The 15,319-nt window shown below is 65.3% G+C and carries 11 protein-coding genes; all 11 read right to left on the bottom strand.

The genetic code is table 11. The annotated features are described in order from the left end of the window. Window positions 1–3 precede the first annotated feature (3 nt). The 11 genes from yjfF to araD1 all read right to left on the bottom strand — a co-directional run bounded on the left by yjfF (window position 4) and on the right by araD1 (window position 15,287). On the bottom strand, window positions 4–984 hold the full coding sequence (gene yjfF / locus ACFJI2_RS07850; protein WP_377704497.1) for a galactofuranose ABC transporter, permease protein YjfF: 981 nt from the start codon (window positions 982–984) through the stop codon (window positions 4–6). After that, entirely contained in the window at window positions 981–1,991 is a 1,011-nt protein-coding gene (locus ACFJI2_RS07845) for an ABC transporter permease (RefSeq protein ID WP_377705809.1), read from the bottom strand. Before ACFJI2_RS07845 ends, yjfF begins: the two co-directional genes overlap by 4 nt. 116 nt (window positions 1,992–2,107) lie before the next feature. Further along, window positions 2,108–3,652 carry a sugar ABC transporter ATP-binding protein gene (locus tag ACFJI2_RS07840; protein WP_377704496.1) on the bottom strand — a complete coding sequence of 515 codons (1,545 nt, stop codon included), beginning with the start codon at window positions 3,650–3,652 and terminating at the stop codon, window positions 2,108–2,110. After that, the gene (locus tag ACFJI2_RS07835; RefSeq protein WP_107871885.1) at window positions 3,653–4,627 is read right to left on the bottom strand and encodes an ABC transporter substrate-binding protein; all 975 of its coding nucleotides are present in this window, start codon (window positions 4,625–4,627) and stop codon (window positions 3,653–3,655) included. Between the two features lie 123 nt (window positions 4,628–4,750). Then, window positions 4,751–7,099 carry a beta-L-arabinofuranosidase domain-containing protein gene (locus tag ACFJI2_RS07830; protein WP_377704495.1) on the bottom strand — a complete coding sequence of 783 codons (2,349 nt, stop codon included), beginning with the start codon at window positions 7,097–7,099 and terminating at the stop codon, window positions 4,751–4,753. A gap of 26 nt (window positions 7,100–7,125) precedes the next feature. Next, a complete protein-coding gene (locus tag ACFJI2_RS07825) occupies window positions 7,126–8,130 on the bottom strand; it encodes an arabinan endo-1,5-alpha-L-arabinosidase (protein WP_377704494.1) in 1,005 nt (334 codons plus the stop codon). A 72-nt stretch (window positions 8,131–8,202) separates the two neighbouring features. After that, window positions 8,203–9,747 (bottom strand): alpha-L-arabinofuranosidase C-terminal domain-containing protein, encoded by a 1,545-nt coding sequence (locus ACFJI2_RS07820; protein WP_107871881.1) that lies wholly within the window; start codon window positions 9,745–9,747, stop codon window positions 8,203–8,205. Window positions 9,748–9,767: 20 nt separating this feature from the next. Beyond that, a complete protein-coding gene (locus ACFJI2_RS07815) occupies window positions 9,768–11,702 on the bottom strand; it encodes a glycoside hydrolase family 97 catalytic domain-containing protein (RefSeq protein ID WP_377704493.1) in 1,935 nt (644 codons plus the stop codon). A 145-nt stretch (window positions 11,703–11,847) separates the two neighbouring features. Further along, window positions 11,848–12,615 (bottom strand): SDR family NAD(P)-dependent oxidoreductase, encoded by a 768-nt coding sequence (locus tag ACFJI2_RS07810; RefSeq protein WP_377704492.1) that lies wholly within the window; start codon window positions 12,613–12,615, stop codon window positions 11,848–11,850. A gap of 111 nt (window positions 12,616–12,726) precedes the next feature. Continuing rightward, a complete protein-coding gene (locus tag ACFJI2_RS07805; RefSeq protein ID WP_377704491.1) occupies window positions 12,727–14,298 on the bottom strand; it encodes an aldehyde dehydrogenase (NADP(+)) in 1,572 nt (523 codons plus the stop codon). After that, complete coding sequence (gene araD1 / locus ACFJI2_RS07800) at window positions 14,295–15,287, bottom strand: AraD1 family protein (RefSeq protein ID WP_132137169.1); 993 nt, start codon at window positions 15,285–15,287, stop codon at window positions 14,295–14,297. The genes ACFJI2_RS07805 and araD1 overlap by 4 nt, the downstream gene beginning before the upstream one ends. Between the last annotated feature and the right edge of the window lie 32 nt (window positions 15,288–15,319).

The raw sequence follows: 15,319 nt of genomic DNA, 5'->3' as shown, positions 1-15,319 counted from the left end.
CAGTTATTGTGTTTTTTTGCCGCCGATGGACATCAGCCGCTGCACCACGCAGAACACGAACAGCAAGGCGCCGATCACGATCTTGGTCCACCAGGAGCTGAGCGTGCCGTCGAAGGCGATCAGCGTCTGGATGGTGCCCAGTATCAGCACGCCCGACAGCGCGCCGGCGATGTAGCCGTAGCCGCCGCTGAGCAGCGTGCCGCCGATGACCACCGCCGCGATGGCGTCCAGCTCCGTGCCCTGCGCGTGCAGGCCGTAGCCGGACAGCATGTAGAACGAGAACAGCACCCCGGCCAGCGCGGCGCAAAAGCCGCTCAGCGCGTAGATCAGCACCTTGGTGCGGCCCACGGCCAGGCCCATCATGTGGGCCGACTGCTCGTTGCCGCCGATGGCGTACACCGCGCGGCCGAAGGCCGTGTAGTGCGCCGCGTAGATGCCCAGCGCCAGCAGCGCCAGCGCAATGATGGCGCCCGGCGACACGAAGCCGCCCAGGAACTCGATCTGCGTCTGCGACATGGCGACGAACACCGGATCTTCGATGGTGATGGAGTTAATGCTGATCAGGTAGCACAGGCCGCGCGCCAGGAACATGCCGGCCAGCGTGACGATGAAGGCCTGCAGCTTGAAGTAGTGGATCAGCGCGCCCTGCGCGGCGCCGAACAGCGCGCCCAGCACCAGCACGAAGGCGATGACGGCGGCCGGCGGCCAGTGGGCACTGTGCAGCAGCCAGGCCGAGATCATGGTGGCCAGCGCCAGCACCGAGCCGACCGACAGGTCGATGCCGCCGGACAGGATGACGAAACTCATGCCGATGGCGATCACCAGCAGGAAGGCGTTATCGATCAGCAGGTTGAACACCACCTGCAGCGACAGGAAGCCCGGGTAGGCGGCGCCGCCGGCGGCGAACATCACCACCAGCAGGAACACCGTCACCAGGGACGTGAAGTATGGGGCGGACGTGAAGCCGCGCACTTGGGACATCATGCTGCTTTCCTTTTCCAGATCTGCTTGAATTCCGGCGACTGCGACAGGCAGACCAGGAACACCACTACCGATTTGACCACCATGTTTACTTCCGGCGGCACGCCGAGCGAGTAGATGGTGTAGGTCAGCGTCTGGATGATGAGCGCGCCTATCATGCTGCCCGCCAGGCTGAATTTGCCGCCGGCCAGCGAGGTGCCGCCCAGGGTGACGGCCAGGATGGCGTCCAGTTCCAGCAGCAGGCCGGCGTTGTTGGCGTCAGCCGATTTGATGTTGGAGCTGATCATCAGCCCGGCCATGCCGGCGCAGGCCGAGCAGAACACGTAGACGAAGAAGATCAGCGCGGCGGTCTTCAGGCCGGCCAGGCGCGCGGCCACCGGATTGATGCCGACAGCCTGGATGAACAGGCCGAGCGCGGTCTTGCGCATCAGCAGCGAGACGGACAGCACCACGGCCGCCACCACGTACAGCGAGAACGGCAAACCGAACAGGTAGCCGCTGCCGAGGAAGAAGAACGGTTGGTAGTAGACCGTGACGATCTGGCCGTCCGTCAGCAGCTGTGCCAGGCCGCGCCCCGCCACCATCAGGATCAGCGTGGCGACGATGGGCTGCAGGCCGAGCGTGGAGACCAGCAGGCCGTTCCACGCGCCGCACAGGATGGCCGCGCCCATGGCGGCGCACAGCGCCCATACCATGGGGGTGTTGGCCTCGTACACCGGCTGGCCGTTGTGCATCACCATGGTGCCGCCGATGAGCATGGCGGCCACGGTGCCGGACAAGGCCACCACGGCGCCCACCGAAATATCGATGCCGCGCGTGGCGATGACCAGCGTCATGCCGAGCGCCGCCAGCATCAGCGGCGCGGCGCGGTTGACGATGTCGATCACGCTGCCGTACAGGTGGCCGTCCTTCCATTCGAGGTGGAAGAAGCCGGGGATGAAGATCAGGTCCACCAGCAGCAGCGCGAACAGCGCGGCCAGTGGCTTGACGAGTGGGTGCTGCAACAGCATGGCAATGCTTTCAGGATGGTGGCCGCCGGCAGCGTGCGGCGCTGCCGCCGCGCTGTCCGGGGCGGCGTGTGGGGCTGCGCCGGGCGTGGCGGCGGCGCGGGGTGCGTTCTGGACGGTCATGCCGCCTCCCCTGCGATGGCGTGCAGCACGGTGGTGTCATCGAGCTCGCCGCGCTGGTATTCGCCGCAGGCTTTGCGGTCGCGCATGATGATCATGCGGTCGCTCACACGCAGCACTTCCGGCAGCTCGGACGAAATGAACAGGATGGACATGCCCTTGCGGCACAGGCCCGACACATAATCCATGATCTCTTCCTTGGCGCGCACGTCGATGCCGCGCGTCGGCTCGTCCAGGATCATCAGCTTCGGTTCCGTCGCCAGCCAGCGCGCCAGCAGCACTTTCTGCTGGTTGCCGCCGGACAGCGAGCCGATAGGCGTTTCGATGCTGGCTGTCTTAATACCCAGCCACTTCACGTAGTTATTGGCCAGCTCCTGCTGGCGTTTCAGCGGAATGGCGCGCAGCATGCCGGCCTGCGCCTGCATCGCCAGGATCAGGTTCTCGCGCACCGACAACGACAGGATCGCGCCCTCGTGCTTGCGGTCCTCCGAGCAGAAGCCGATGCCCGCGCCGATCGCGTCGCGCGGATTGGCGAACGGCGCCGAGCCGGCGCGGTTCCCCGCCGTGACGCCGCCGCTGTCTGCCTTGTCCGCGCCGAACAGCAGGCGCGCCAGCTCGGTGCGGCCGGAGCCCAGCAAGCCGCACAAGCCAAGCAGCTCGCCCTTGCGGATGGCAATATCGGTCGGCAGCAGCGCCCCGCGCCGTGCCAGGCCGCGCGCCTCCAGCACCACTTCCGCCGCCTGCGCGGCCGGGCGAGCATCCCCGGCAGCGGCTTGCGCCACCTCGGCAACGCGCGCGCCCTCCTCGGCCGGTGCCCCTATCATCTTGTTCACCAGCGCGATGCGCGACAGCTCGCTGCAGGCGTACTCCCCTTCCAGCTGGCCGTTGCGCATGACGGTGATGCGGTCCGAAATCGCATACGTCTGGTCCAGGAAGTGCGTCACGAACAGGATCGCGATGCCCTGCCCGCGCAGCCGGCGCAGCACCGTAAACAGCAGCTGCACCTCCGCCTCGTCCAGGCTGGAGGTCGGCTCGTCAAGGATCAGCACCTTCGCGTTCACATTCAAGGCGCGCGAGATCGCCACCATCTGCTGCACCGCCAGCGAATAATTCGACAGCGGCGCCGATACATCGATGTCGATCTCCATCATCTTCAGCATGCGCGCCGCCTCGGCCTGCATGCCCTTCCAGTCGATCCGCCCCCACTTGCGCGGATAGCGGCCGATAAAGATATTCTCCGCCACCGACAAATTCGGGCACAGGTTCACTTCCTGGTACACCGTGCTAATGCCCAGCTCCTGCGCCTCCAGCGTGGACGCCGGCCGGATCGGCTTACCGTTCAACAGCATGGTGCCGCGCTCCGGCGTGTAGACACCCGTCAGCACCTTGATCAGCGTCGACTTGCCCGCGCCGTTCTGGCCCATCAGCGTATGCACCTCGCCGGGGAACAGGCGCAAGCCCGCGTCGCTGAGCGCCTTCACGCCCGGGAACTCCTTGTGGATGCCGGTCAGTTCCAGGACCGGCGCAACGTCCGAAACAGGCATTTAGTACTTCCGGTTCGGGAATTCCTTGGCCGCCACTTCGGCCGGGAACACGCCCTCGTTCACCACGATACGCTTCGGCACCGGCTTGCCGGCCTTCACGGCGGCAGCCGCTTCCATCAGCTGAGGACCGAGCAGCGGGCTGCATTCCACGGTCACGTTCAGCTTCCCGGCGATCATCGCCTCGAACGCGCCCTTCACGCCGTCGATGGAAATGATGATGATGTCCTTGCCCGGTTTCAGGCCCGCTTCCTCGATCGCCTGGATGGCGCCGATGGCCATGTCGTCGTTGTGCGCATACAGCACGTTGATGTTCTTGCCCTGCGCCTTGAGGAAGGCTTCCATCACTTCCTTGCCTTTGGCGCGGGTGAAGTCGCCGGTCTGGGTGCGCACCACTTTCAGCTTGGGATTGCCCTTGATGATTTCCTCGAAGCCCGCCTTGCGGTCGATGGCCGGGGCCGAGCCCACGGTGCCCTGCAGCTCCACGATGTTCAGCGTGGCGGCGGGCGACTTCTTGGCATAGTCCACCAGCCAGCGGCCGGCCTTGCGGCCCTCTTCCACGAAATCGGAACCGATCAAGGTCACGAACAGGGTCGGATCGCTGACATTAACCGAGCGGTCGGTCAGGATCACAGGAATCTTGGCGGCTTTCGCCTCGCGCAGCACCGTATCCCAGCCCGACTCCACCACCGGCGAGAACGCGATGATGTCCACACGCTGGGCGATGAAGGAACGGATCGCCTTCACCTGGTTCTCCTGGCGCTGCTGCGCGTCGGCGAATTTCAGCGTCACGCCGGCCTTCTTGGCCGCGTCCTTGACCGAAGCAGTATTCGCGGTGCGCCATTCGCTTTCAGCGCCAACCTGGGAAAAACCGATCACCAGCGGCTTCTGCGCGAAGGCCGGCGTGGCCATGCTGCCGATGGTGGTAACGCTAGCGGCTACCGCCGCACCCAGGATCGTCCTGCGAGTGAAATTCATGCTGGTCTCCAATATTAGTTATGCGCTCATAGTATGAGAAAGCGCCATAGCCATCCAATTCATTTTTTGATTGAATCGATATCGTTTTCGGTATCGATAACAAGGTGGTCAGGCCACCTTATGTTAACGCAGCAGCCGCAGGCCGTACAGGCCGCCCGCCATCGAGCCGGGATGGGCGGCAAATTTCACCGTCAGCTTGCGCGCCTGGCCGGGCTGGCCGGCGGGGATGGCGAAGTCGCGGGTGTAGATGTCGTCGGCCGCGTCGCTGCCCAGCGTAACCGTGTGCAGCACGTCGCCGTTGACCACGATGTCGAACTTGCGGCCGGCGTCGGCCTTCGAGAAAGTCAGGCGCAGGGTCCTGGCCTGGCCTTCCTTGTCGGTCAGCTCGTAGCTGAACCAGCCTTTCGCGTGGCGCCAGTGGCGGCCCTTGTTGATACCGGCATCCGCGCCCTCGCCCTTGAAGAAGTGGTCGGACTCGGGCTGCTGCTCGCCCGGTGCCACCTGGTCCACAGTGATGGCGTCCAGCGCCAGGCGCTCGGACTCGGCGCGCGCGTTCGCGGCGCGCATCACGGCCAGGTTGGCGGGCGTGGTCTGCTGCCAATACATCATGTAGCGCGAGTCGTGCAGGCGGAAGAACGGGATGAAGCGGATGCTCTCGGCGCCCGGCCCCTGCACCAGCCCCGGCGCGCGGAAGGTCAGCGGCTGGCCCGGCACCGGCTTGAACTTGTCCAGGAAGGCCTTGCTGTCGCTGACGAACAGCGGCGCCGCCTCCAGCGGACACACCGGCCCCTGGGCGATATGGCCCATGCGGCTATCGTCGGCGAAGTAATTGAGCTTTTCGTTGGCGAAGGGCTGGGTCTTGGCCGCCAGCACGATGGGGCCGTGCAGCACCGCGTAGTAGTTGGACTTGTCCGGCATCTGCTCCAGGCGGGTTTTCATCGGCAGCCGGATCTCCACCTTGTCGCCCTTCTTCCATTCGCGGGCGATGGACGCGTAGGCGCCGGGCTTCGCGTCCACCTTCTCGGCCTTGCCGTTGACGCGGATTGTCAGCGCGCCGGCCGCCACCCACTCGGGGTAGCGCACCTTCATCGTGAACCGGCCGCCGGATTCCAGCGTAATGCTGGTACGGTCCTCGTCGGGGAAGCGGGTTTCCTGGCGCAGCTGGATGCCCTTCGCCTTCCAGTTCAGCGTGGACGGGATGAACAGGTTGACGAACAGCGCGTCCCCTTCGTGCGCGTAAATGAATTCGCCGTACTTGGCGTGGCTTTCGATGCCCGAACCCACGCAGCACCACATGCCCTTGTCCACCTGCGAATACACGCGGTAGTGGTTGGGCCGCATGGGCGTGAAGTAGACGAAGCCGCCGGTGTCGGGCCGCTGCGAGGACAGGATGTGGTTGTACAGCGCGCGCTCGTAGTAGTCGCCGTAACTGCCTTTCTGGTCGCCCTGGAACAGCAGCTCGGTGAGCTTGAGCATATTGTAGGTGTTGCAGGTTTCCGGGCCTTCGGTCTCCTTCACCATGGAGCTGTAGTCCTTGTCGTCGTGGAAGTGCTCCTTGACGCTGTTGCCGCCGATGGCCACGGTGCGGTGGTCGTGCACGGTCTGCCAGAAGAACTGGGCGGCCTGCTGCCACTTCGGGTCGCCGGTCATGTCGCCGATGCGCTTGAAGCCGATCACTTTCGGAATCTGCGTGTTGGCGTGCAGGCCGGTGAGCTGGTCGCGGCCCTCTTCCAGCGGCTTGAGGATGGCCTGATGCGAGAATCTGATGGCCAGGTCGAGGTATTTTTTATCGCCGGTCATCTCCGCCACCTGGGCGAAGACTTCGTTCATGCCGCCATGCTCGCTGCGCAGCATCAGCTGCATCTGCTCGGGCGTGAGGTGGGCGCTCAATTGCAGCGCCCAGTCCGACAAGGCGATCAGCACGGTCTTCGCTTCGGCGTTGCCGGCCAGGCGCCACGCGTCGTACAGGCCGGCGTACACCTTGTGCAGGTTGTACCACGGGACCCATTTGCCGTTGACGGAAAAGTTGTCCGCCTTGAGCTTGCCCTGCGCGATGGCGTTCCACACGTCCTTGCCGCCGGGGATGCCGCCGATGTAGCCGTTGGCATTGCTCTCCTGGCAGCGCTTGAGCTCCGCCACGAAGTAGTTCAGGCGCTTCAGCACTTCGGGGTCGCCGGTGGAGGCGTACATCAGGGCCAGCGCGGACAGGTAGTGGCCGCCCAGGTGGCCATCCAGGCCGCTGGATTCCCAGTTGCCGTAGCTGGCGTCCTTCTGCGGCAGGCCCGCCTCGCGCAGGAAGGGAGCGAGCAGCTTGTCCGGTTCCAGTTCGAGGATGTATTTCAGGTCGGTGTTCTGGGCGTCCAGGAAGGGGCTGGGCGACAGGCGCACGTCGGACAGCGGGAACAGCTCGGCGGCGAAGGCGGGGGCGGCCAGTGCCAGCTGCAGCGCCAGGGCGATGGGGATGAGTTTCATGTCGTGGGGCGCGGCGTGACCCGCGCTTATTGCAAGTGGCTTTGGTAGCGGTTCAGGTCTCGCTGGTCCAATACCGGCCAGCCGTCCTTGTCCCATTTCATGTCGAGGATTTTCAGCTTTTGCTGGTATTTGTCCGCGGTTTCGTAGGCGTGAGTGACGAAGTAATCCTTGCCGTCGAAAGTGTAGGCGCTGTTGTGGCCCACGCCTTGCCAGTCCTTGTCGCCGGCGATGAGCAGCGAGCCGCCGCCTGCCGCCATGTCCTTGCCGCTCTTGTCCAGGTAAGGGCCGGTCACGTCATGCGCGCGGCCCACCACCACGTGGTAGGTGCTTTTCTCCTTCTGGCAGCACAGGCCCCAGGAGGCGAACAGGTAGTAGTAGCCGTCCTTCTTGAAGATGTACGGCGCCTCGATTTCCGCCGGGCCGCCGCTGTCGTCCGCCGTGAAGGCGGGACGCTCGCGGCGCGCAATGGTGCGCCATTCCTGCGGCTCGGCGAGCTTCGTGCGGTCGTCGTTCAGCTTCGCCAGCTTCAGCCCGCCCCAGAAGGAGCCGAAGGCCATCCAGCCCGAGCCCTTGCCGTCTTCGACCACGTTGGGATCGATGGCGTTCCAGTTGTCGCGGCCGGGAACCGACTGCAGTATCATGCCCTGGTCTTCCCACTTGTACTCCGGCGAGCGCGGGTCCAGTGTTTTATTCACGGTGACGCCGATGCCCGACGTGATCTTGCCGAAGCCTGACACCGAGTAGTACAGGTAGTACTTGCCCTTGTAGTGCTGCACGTCCGGCGCCCAGATATGACCGTCGAAACTGGGCGCGGCCTTCTTCGCCCACGCCGGCTGGCCGGGGAAGACGCGGCCTTCAGGCTTCCAGTCCTTCATATTGGTGGAGCTGTAGAAGGTGATGCCCGGCCCGGTGCTGAAGACGTAGTAGGTGTTGCCCTCCTTCGCCATCACCGGGTCGTGCACGCCGACCTGCGCCGCCTGCGCTGAAAAGCCCAGGCACGCTGCCACCGCCACTGCTGCTGCATATTTCATCGTCATTCCCATCCGTTTCTGCGCCGCGCGCCATGAGCCCGGACATCAGGCTCACGGCGTGCGGCACACAGCTTACTCTACAGCGACGACCACGACCGCCTTGGCCGGCAGCTTGACCTGCAGCTTGCCGTTGCTGGCTTTCGCCTCGAAAGGCACTGGCTTCACGGCTTGCGGCTTGGCGAAGGTGTTGTGCGCATCCATCGCGTCCGCCGTCAGCAGCTGGCCGCGCGCCACGCCGGCCTTGGCGCCCGCCACGTTCACCGACACGTCGGCAGCTTCCTTAGGATTGGTGTTCACCAGCGCCAGGTAGACCTTGCCGTCCTTGCCGCGCGCAGCCGAAGCGCTCACCTGCGGCACGCTCACGCTACCCACGCTGTACTGGCCGTTGCCGGACATGGAAACCGGCAGCGAAGTCGCGTCCTGGAACGGCACGTACATGCGGTAGGCGTGGTAGGTCGGCGTCAGCAGCATCTTGTCCTTGTCGGTCAGGATCATGGCCTGCAGCACGTTGACCATCTGCGCAATGTTGGTCATCTTCACGCGGTCGGCATAGTTGTGGAAGATGTTGAAGTTCAGCGCCGCCACCACCGCGTCGCGCAGGGAGTTCTGCTGGTACAGGAAGCCGCTGTTGGTGCCCTTCTCCACGTCGTACCAGGTGCCCCATTCATCGACATAGAAGCCCACCTTCTTGGACGGGTCGTTCTTGTCCAGGATGGCCACGTTGTTCTTGATCAGCTCATCCATGCGCATGGTGTTCTTCATGGTCGAGATCCACTCGCCTTCCGCAAAGCCGGTGGCTGCGCCCTTCACTTCCCACTTGCCGGTCGGGATGGTGTAGTAGTGGAAGCTGATCGCATCCATCTTGTGCTTCACGTTGGCCGACAGCACCTCGGTCCACTTGGTATCGTTGTCGTTGCCGCCGCTGGCGATGAATTTCGGCGACTGGCCGTGCGGCGCCTTCAGGAACTCGGCGGCCGTCTTGTACAGATTGGCGTAGTGCTCCGGCGTCATCTGGCCGCCGCAGCCCCAGGCTTCGTTACCGACCGCGAAATAGTCCACCTTGAACGGCTTGTCGCGGCCGTTCTTGCGGCGCAGTTCAGCCAGCGTGGACTTGGATGGCGACGTCATATACTCCAGCCATTCCGCCATCTCCTGGTTGCTGCCGGTGCCCAGGTTGCCGTTCACATAGGTCTCCGCGCCCAGCAGTTCGGCCAGGTCGAAGAACTCGTGCGTGCCCACCGCGTTGTTTTCCTCGACGCCGCCCCACATGGTGTTGACCTTGACCGGACGCTTGTTGCGCGGGCCGATGCCCTCGCGCCAGTGATACTCGTCGGCGAAGCAGCCGCCCGGCCAGCGCACCAGCGGCACGTGCAGTTCCTTCAGCGCGCCCAGCACGTCGTTGCGCCAGCCCTTGGTGTTCGGCTGCTTGGAATTCGGGCCTACCCACATGCCCTCGTAGATGCCGGTGCCCAGGTGCTCGGCGAACTGGCCGTACACGTTCTTGTTGATGACCGGGCCAGGCTTGGCCGCGTCGATGGTGACGCTCACTTCGCCCGCCGCGAAGGCCGCGCCGCTCGCCAGGCTCATGGCGAGGATGGTTTTCTTGATGATGTTCATTCCGTCTCCTAGTTTTGATTTTATCTAAATACAGCGACGAAGCCGCCATGCGGCTTGATCGTGATCTTGCTTGCCTTGCCCGCCGTGATGGCCGACCGGGTAAATTCGCGCTCGCCAGCGCCGTCCGTCATCAGCACGCCTGCGCGCTTGCCGATGAAAGACAGGTCCAGGTCCAGCGTCTTGTCCGATGCCTCGGAATTGATGCCCGCCACGTACCAGGCATTGCCCGCCTTGCGCGCAATGATGGCGAACTTGCCGGGGAAGCCAGCCACGAAACGGGAATCATCCCAGCTGCGCGGCAGCTCCTGCAGGAAAGCCTTCACATAAGGCGGCACGGTGGCCATGCCCTCCGGCACTTCGGCAAAGTGCTGGATACCCGACAGCAGCAGCACCGACTCGGCCAGCTCGAAGCCGTTGCGCGTGGCGCGCTTGATGTTGGGGATATCGCCGAACACCATGGGCGTAAAGTCCATCGGATCGAACAGATTGCGCGCGAACGGCAGCATGGCCATGTGCGGCGCCACCGCATCCTGGTCGCGCTGATCGAAAGTGGTGAACTCCAGGCCCTTGATGGCTTCGGCCGTCATCAGGTTCGGATAGGTGCGCGCCCAGCCGCGCGGCAAGGTGGCGCCGTGGAAGTTCACCAGCAGGCCGTAGTCGGCGGCGTCCTTCAGGATGTCGATGTAGTACGCGATCATGGACTTGCCGTCGCCGGCGAAGAAGTCCACCTTCACGCCCTTCACGCCCATGGCCTGCAGGCGCGCGAACTCGGCCCGGCGCGCCTCGCGCGTCAGCAGCTTGCCCTTGGGCGAATACTCGGTCTGGTTCCATGCGCCGGACGAGTTGTACCACACCAGCACGCCCACGTTTTTGGCGGCCGCGTAGGCGGCCAGCTCCTGCACCTTCTCGTAGCCGATCTTGCGGTCCCAGTCGGCATCGATCAGCGTATAGTCCCAGTGCATATCGGCCGCGTAGTCGATGAACTTCTTCTGCACATCGTAGACCGTATTGTCATCCTTCAGCAGCGCCCAGCTCCAGGACGCGTGTCCCGGCTGCGGCAGCGCCGGCGCGTTCGCGTCGCGCGGCGGGGCAGGCGCGGCCAGGTCCGTGCCCAGCGTCGAATTCACCAGCGTGGACAAGGTGCCGACCGCCAGCACGCGCCACGGCGTGGCGAGCGTGCCATTGGCCTCGGCCAGCAGCGCGCCGTCCGTAAACACTTCCGCCTCGGCCGGGCCGCCGATGCGGTACACGCCGTTCGGCGACTCCGCCTGCAGGCGCGAAGCATGGAAGCTGCCGTCCATATTCGCCTCGGTGAGGGCCACCCAGGTATCGCCGGTCTTGAACAGCGCCGGAAACACCCAGCCCGCCTTCATCGGCGACGGCGTCCCCACCGGGATACCCATCTGGTAATGCTCCTCGTACGACGGGTTGGTATTCTTCCACCCCGTCTGCGCCACCGACATCGGCTGCAGCCAGCCCTGCGCCGATTTGGCGAAGGCAAAGCTGGTGCTCTCGCTGACGAACTTCTTCAGCGGCAGCGAAGGATCAGAGACGACATAGCGGAAAGCCACACCGTCATTCGACACACGGAACGCCACCTCCATGGTCTGCTTCTGCGCGTTGCGCAGCGTATAGACCTGCTCATTGGCCGCATAGCTGATATTGCGGCGCTTGCCCACGGCCAGCTGATACTTGTCCGACACCGGCCGCGCTGCGGTCAGGCCGGCCAGCACCAGATCCTGCGTAAAGTCCGCGCCCTCCAGTATCAGGCCCAGCGCAGACGGCAGCAACACCGGCTTGCCATCGCGCGAAACAGCATACGTCACGCCGCCCTGCGCCACCCGCACGCTCACCGCCAGGCGGCCGTCCGGGCTGCTCAAGGCAGCATTGGCCGCCGGCGCAGCCCCGAAAACAGCCGCCAGCACCACGCCATAACTCAAATGCCAATTCTTCATAGTTCCAAATCCTCTTGGGGTCAGGTCCGGCATCACGCCACAAATCCTCTTGGGGTCAGGTCCGGCATCACGCCACGGGCTCAGCCATTCGACTGGTAACTGATGTGCTCGTGGCGCGATGCCGGACCTGACCCCAAGGTTATAACTAGACCCAGCCGGCGTCGACGATGAATTCCTGGGAGGTGCACATGGCGCTGTCGTCGGCGGCCAGGAACAGGATCATGGAGGCGATGTGGCCGGGCATGAGCTTGCCGGGCAGGCATTGCATGCGCTGGATTTCGGCTTCGGCGGCGTCGTCCACCCACAGGTCGATCTGGCGCTGGGTCATGACCCAGCCGGGGGTGACGGTGTTGACGCGGATGTTGTGCGGGCCGAGGTCGCGCGCCAGGCTGCGGGTCAGGCCGATCACGGCGGACTTGGTGGTGGCGTACACGGGGTAGCCGGCGCCTTTGGCGTGCCAGGAGATGGAGCTGACGTTGATGATGGAGCCGCCGCCTTTGCGCTTCATGCCGGCCAGTACGGATTGGGCGGTGAAGAACATGGGGCGCTGGTTGATGGCGATGCGCTCGTTCCAGTAGTCGAGGGTGACGTTTTCGGCTTCGTGGCGCTGGTCGTTGGCGGCGTTGTTGACCAGGACGTCGAAGTCGCCCAGCTTGTCGGCCAGGGCGGCGATGGTCGCTTGCAGCGCGGGGATGTCGGTGATGTCGCAGTGGCGGAATTCGGGCGCGGGGTGGCCGGCTGCGGCGATGCGCTCGACCAGCGCTTCGCTGGCGTCCTTGGCGATGTCGACGAAGCCGACCAGGGCGCCCTGGTCGGCGAAGGCCGTCACTAGCGCTTCGCCGATGCCGGTGCCGCCGCCTGTGATGAATACGCGCTTGCCGCGCAGGCTGCCGAATTTGGCATGTTCTGTCATGGTGTCTCCTGCTGTATTGTTATTTGTTGCTGTGCTGCGGCGGGTTACGGCTGCGCCTAACCCGCCCTACGCGTTGCTTCTCTACCTCTGCGGCGTGCGTCGCCGCTACCGTCAGGCCTTGCCCAGCGCGCCGTCGCGGCGGCGCCAGATGGCCAGCGGATTGTCTTCGCGCAGCTCCACCGGCAGCAGTGCTTGCGCCAGGTTCTGGTAGCACACCGGCCGCAGGAAGCGGTTGATCGCTCCGGTGCCTACCGAGGTGCTGCGGCCGTCGGCCGTTGCCGGGAACGGGCCGCCGTGCACCATGGCGGTGGATACTTCCACGCCGGTCGGGAAGCCGTTGGCCAGGATGCGGCCCACTTTGCGCTCCAGTACCGGCAGCAGCGCCTGCGCGTCGGCGTAGTCGCCTTCGTCCAGCTGCAGCGTGGCGGTCAGCTGGCCTTCGAGCTTCTCGGTGATGGCGCGCATTTCGGCGACGTCCTTGCAGGCCACCAGCAGCGAGGCCGGGCCGAACACTTCTTCATGCAGCGCGTGCTCGCCGAGGAAGGATGCGGCGCTGGTCTTGAAGAACGCCGGAGCGCCCTTGCCTTCCAGCTGTTCGCCGTTGGCCAGCGTGGTGACGCAGCCCTGGCTGGCCAGGTTGGCCACGCCGCGCTGGTAGCTGCCGGCGATGCCGGCGGTGAGCATGGTGGCCGGTGCGGTCGGCTGCAGCGCCTCGGTGGCCGCTTGCGCGAAGCGGTCCAGGTCCGGGCCGTCGATGCCCAGCACCAGGCCGGGATTGGTGCAGAACTGACCCACGCCCATCACCAGCGAGGCGGCGAAGCCCTGCGCGATGCTGTCGCCGCGCGCGGCCAGCGCCTGCGGCAGCAGGTAGACCGGATTGATGCTGCTCATTTCCGCATACACGGGTATCGGTTGCGGACGCGCTGCGGCCACTGCCATCAGCGCGGTGCCGCCCGAACGCGAGCCGGTGAAGCCGACCGCCTGGATGGCGGGATGCGCCACCAGCGTCTGGCCGATGCCGTTGCCGGTGCCGGTCAGCAGCGCGAATACGCCGGCCGGCAGGCCGCACTGTTCAACCGCCTTGACGACGGCGCGCGCCACCAGCTCCGAAGTGCCAGGATGCGCCGAGTGGGCTTTCAGCACCACCGGGCAGCCTGCGGCCAGCGCGGAGGCGGTGTCGCCGCCGGCCACGGAGAACGCGAGCGGGAAATTGCTGGCGGCGAAAACAGCCACCGGGCCGACCGGGATCAAGCGCATGCGCAGGTCCGGGCGCGGCGGCGTGCGGTCCGGCAGCGCGGTGTCGATGCGGGCGTCGCGCCAGGAGCCTTCGCGCAGCAGGTCGGCGAACAGCTTGAGCTGGTTGACGGTGCGGCCCCGCTCGCCCTCCAGACGCGCGCGCGGCAGGCCGCTTTCGGCCATGGCGCGTTCGATCAGCGTGTCGCCCAGCGCCATGATCTGCGCGCCGATGGCTTCGAGGAAGCTGGCGCGGTCCGCGTCGCTGGTGGCGCGGAAGGTGTCGAAGGCGGCGCCGGCCAGGCTGCAGGCCTGGTCGATCTGGGCCGCGTCCACCATGTGGAAGGCCGGCTCCATGGCCGCGCCTTCGGCGGGGTTCATGGCCTGGAAGGAGCCGCCGTTGCCTTTGACGGCAACGCCGCCGATAAGTGCTTCACCTGTAATGATCATAAGGCGGTCACTTTCGTGTAGCTGGTTTCAACGACTTCCAGGCGGTTGCGCAGCGCAGGGCCGAAGGCAGGCGCTTCGATCTCGAAGGTTTCGCCCGGCTGCACGCTGATGTTGTCGGCCACGCTCAGGGTGGCGGTGCCGAAGAAGTGGATGTGGACGTCGCCGGCGCGCTTGAACAGGCCGTACTTGAAGTGGTGGTACTCCAGGTTGGCGATGGTGTGCGACATATTCTCTTCGCCGCTGAAGAAGGCTTTCTCCCAGCGTACCTTGCCTTCCTTGTCCAGGATGCGCGAGGTTCCGGTGACGCTGGCAGGCAGCTCGCCCACCAGCAGCGCCGGACCCAGGCCGCAGGCGCGCAGCTTGGAGTGCGCCAGGTAGAGGTAGTTCTGGCGCTCGGTCACGTGGTCCGAGAACTCGTTGCCGATGGCGTAGCCGACGCGGTATGGCTGGCCGTCGTCGCCGATGATGTACAGGCCGGCGATTTCGGGTTCTTCGCCGCCGTCCAGCGCGAAGTCGGGCATCACCAGCGACTGGCCGGTGGCGGCCACGATGGAGCCGTCGCCCTTGTAGAACCATTCCGGCTGCACGCCGGCGGTGCCGGCGGCAGGCTTGCCGCCTTCCACGCCCATGCGGAACATCTTCATGGAGTCGCTCAGGGATTCGACGTCGCCGCCGATTTTCTTGTGCATGGAGTCGCGCGTGTCGGCGCTGCCCAGGTGGGTCAGGCCGGTACCGGTGACGTAGGCATGGGCTTCGTCCGCGTGGTCCAGCGGCGTGAGCAGGCGGCCGGCTGCGGCCACGTCGCCGTAGTTGTGGGTTTGCGGGCCGGCGTCGGCTTGCGCCAGTTCGGCCAGGCTTTTCTTCTGCGCGATGGCAGCTTGCGCCAGGGCGTAGGTGGTGGTGAAGCTTTCCAGTTCGCGGATGGTGGACTGCTCCAGCAGGCCAACGCGGCGTTCACCGTTTTCTTTCTTGAATTGTACGAGCAGCATGGGTATCTCCGGTTGTGGCGGGTTAGCGCAAA

Source organism: Pseudoduganella sp. UC29_71, from assembly GCF_042693265.1.
GTDB lineage: Bacteria > Pseudomonadota > Gammaproteobacteria > Burkholderiales > Burkholderiaceae_D > Rugamonas.
This window is presented reverse-complemented; position numbering and strand designations above follow the sequence as displayed.

What these genes read in the sequence shown, in the direction of transcription:
- yjfF (WP_377704497.1), bottom strand. Translation starts at nt 984, where the DNA reads ATGATGTCCCAAGTGCGCGGCTTCACGTCCGCCCCATACTTCACGTCC.
- ACFJI2_RS07845 (WP_377705809.1), bottom strand. Translation starts at nt 1,991, where the DNA reads ATGCTGTTGCAGCACCCACTCGTCAAGCCACTGGCCGCGCTGTTCGCG.
- ACFJI2_RS07840 (WP_377704496.1), bottom strand. Translation starts at nt 3,652, where the DNA reads ATGCCTGTTTCGGACGTTGCGCCGGTCCTGGAACTGACCGGCATCCAC.
- ACFJI2_RS07835 (WP_107871885.1), bottom strand. Translation starts at nt 4,627, where the DNA reads ATGAATTTCACTCGCAGGACGATCCTGGGTGCGGCGGTAGCCGCTAGC.
- ACFJI2_RS07830 (WP_377704495.1), bottom strand. Translation starts at nt 7,099, where the DNA reads ATGAAACTCATCCCCATCGCCCTGGCGCTGCAGCTGGCACTGGCCGCC.
- ACFJI2_RS07825 (WP_377704494.1), bottom strand. Translation starts at nt 8,130, where the DNA reads ATGAAATATGCAGCAGCAGTGGCGGTGGCAGCGTGCCTGGGCTTTTCA.
- ACFJI2_RS07820 (WP_107871881.1), bottom strand. Translation starts at nt 9,747, where the DNA reads ATGAACATCATCAAGAAAACCATCCTCGCCATGAGCCTGGCGAGCGGC.
- ACFJI2_RS07815 (WP_377704493.1), bottom strand. Translation starts at nt 11,702, where the DNA reads ATGAAGAATTGGCATTTGAGTTATGGCGTGGTGCTGGCGGCTGTTTTC.
- ACFJI2_RS07810 (WP_377704492.1), bottom strand. Translation starts at nt 12,615, where the DNA reads ATGACAGAACATGCCAAATTCGGCAGCCTGCGCGGCAAGCGCGTATTC.
- ACFJI2_RS07805 (WP_377704491.1), bottom strand. Translation starts at nt 14,298, where the DNA reads ATGATCATTACAGGTGAAGCACTTATCGGCGGCGTTGCCGTCAAAGGC.
- araD1 (WP_132137169.1), bottom strand. Translation starts at nt 15,287, where the DNA reads ATGCTGCTCGTACAATTCAAGAAAGAAAACGGTGAACGCCGCGTTGGC.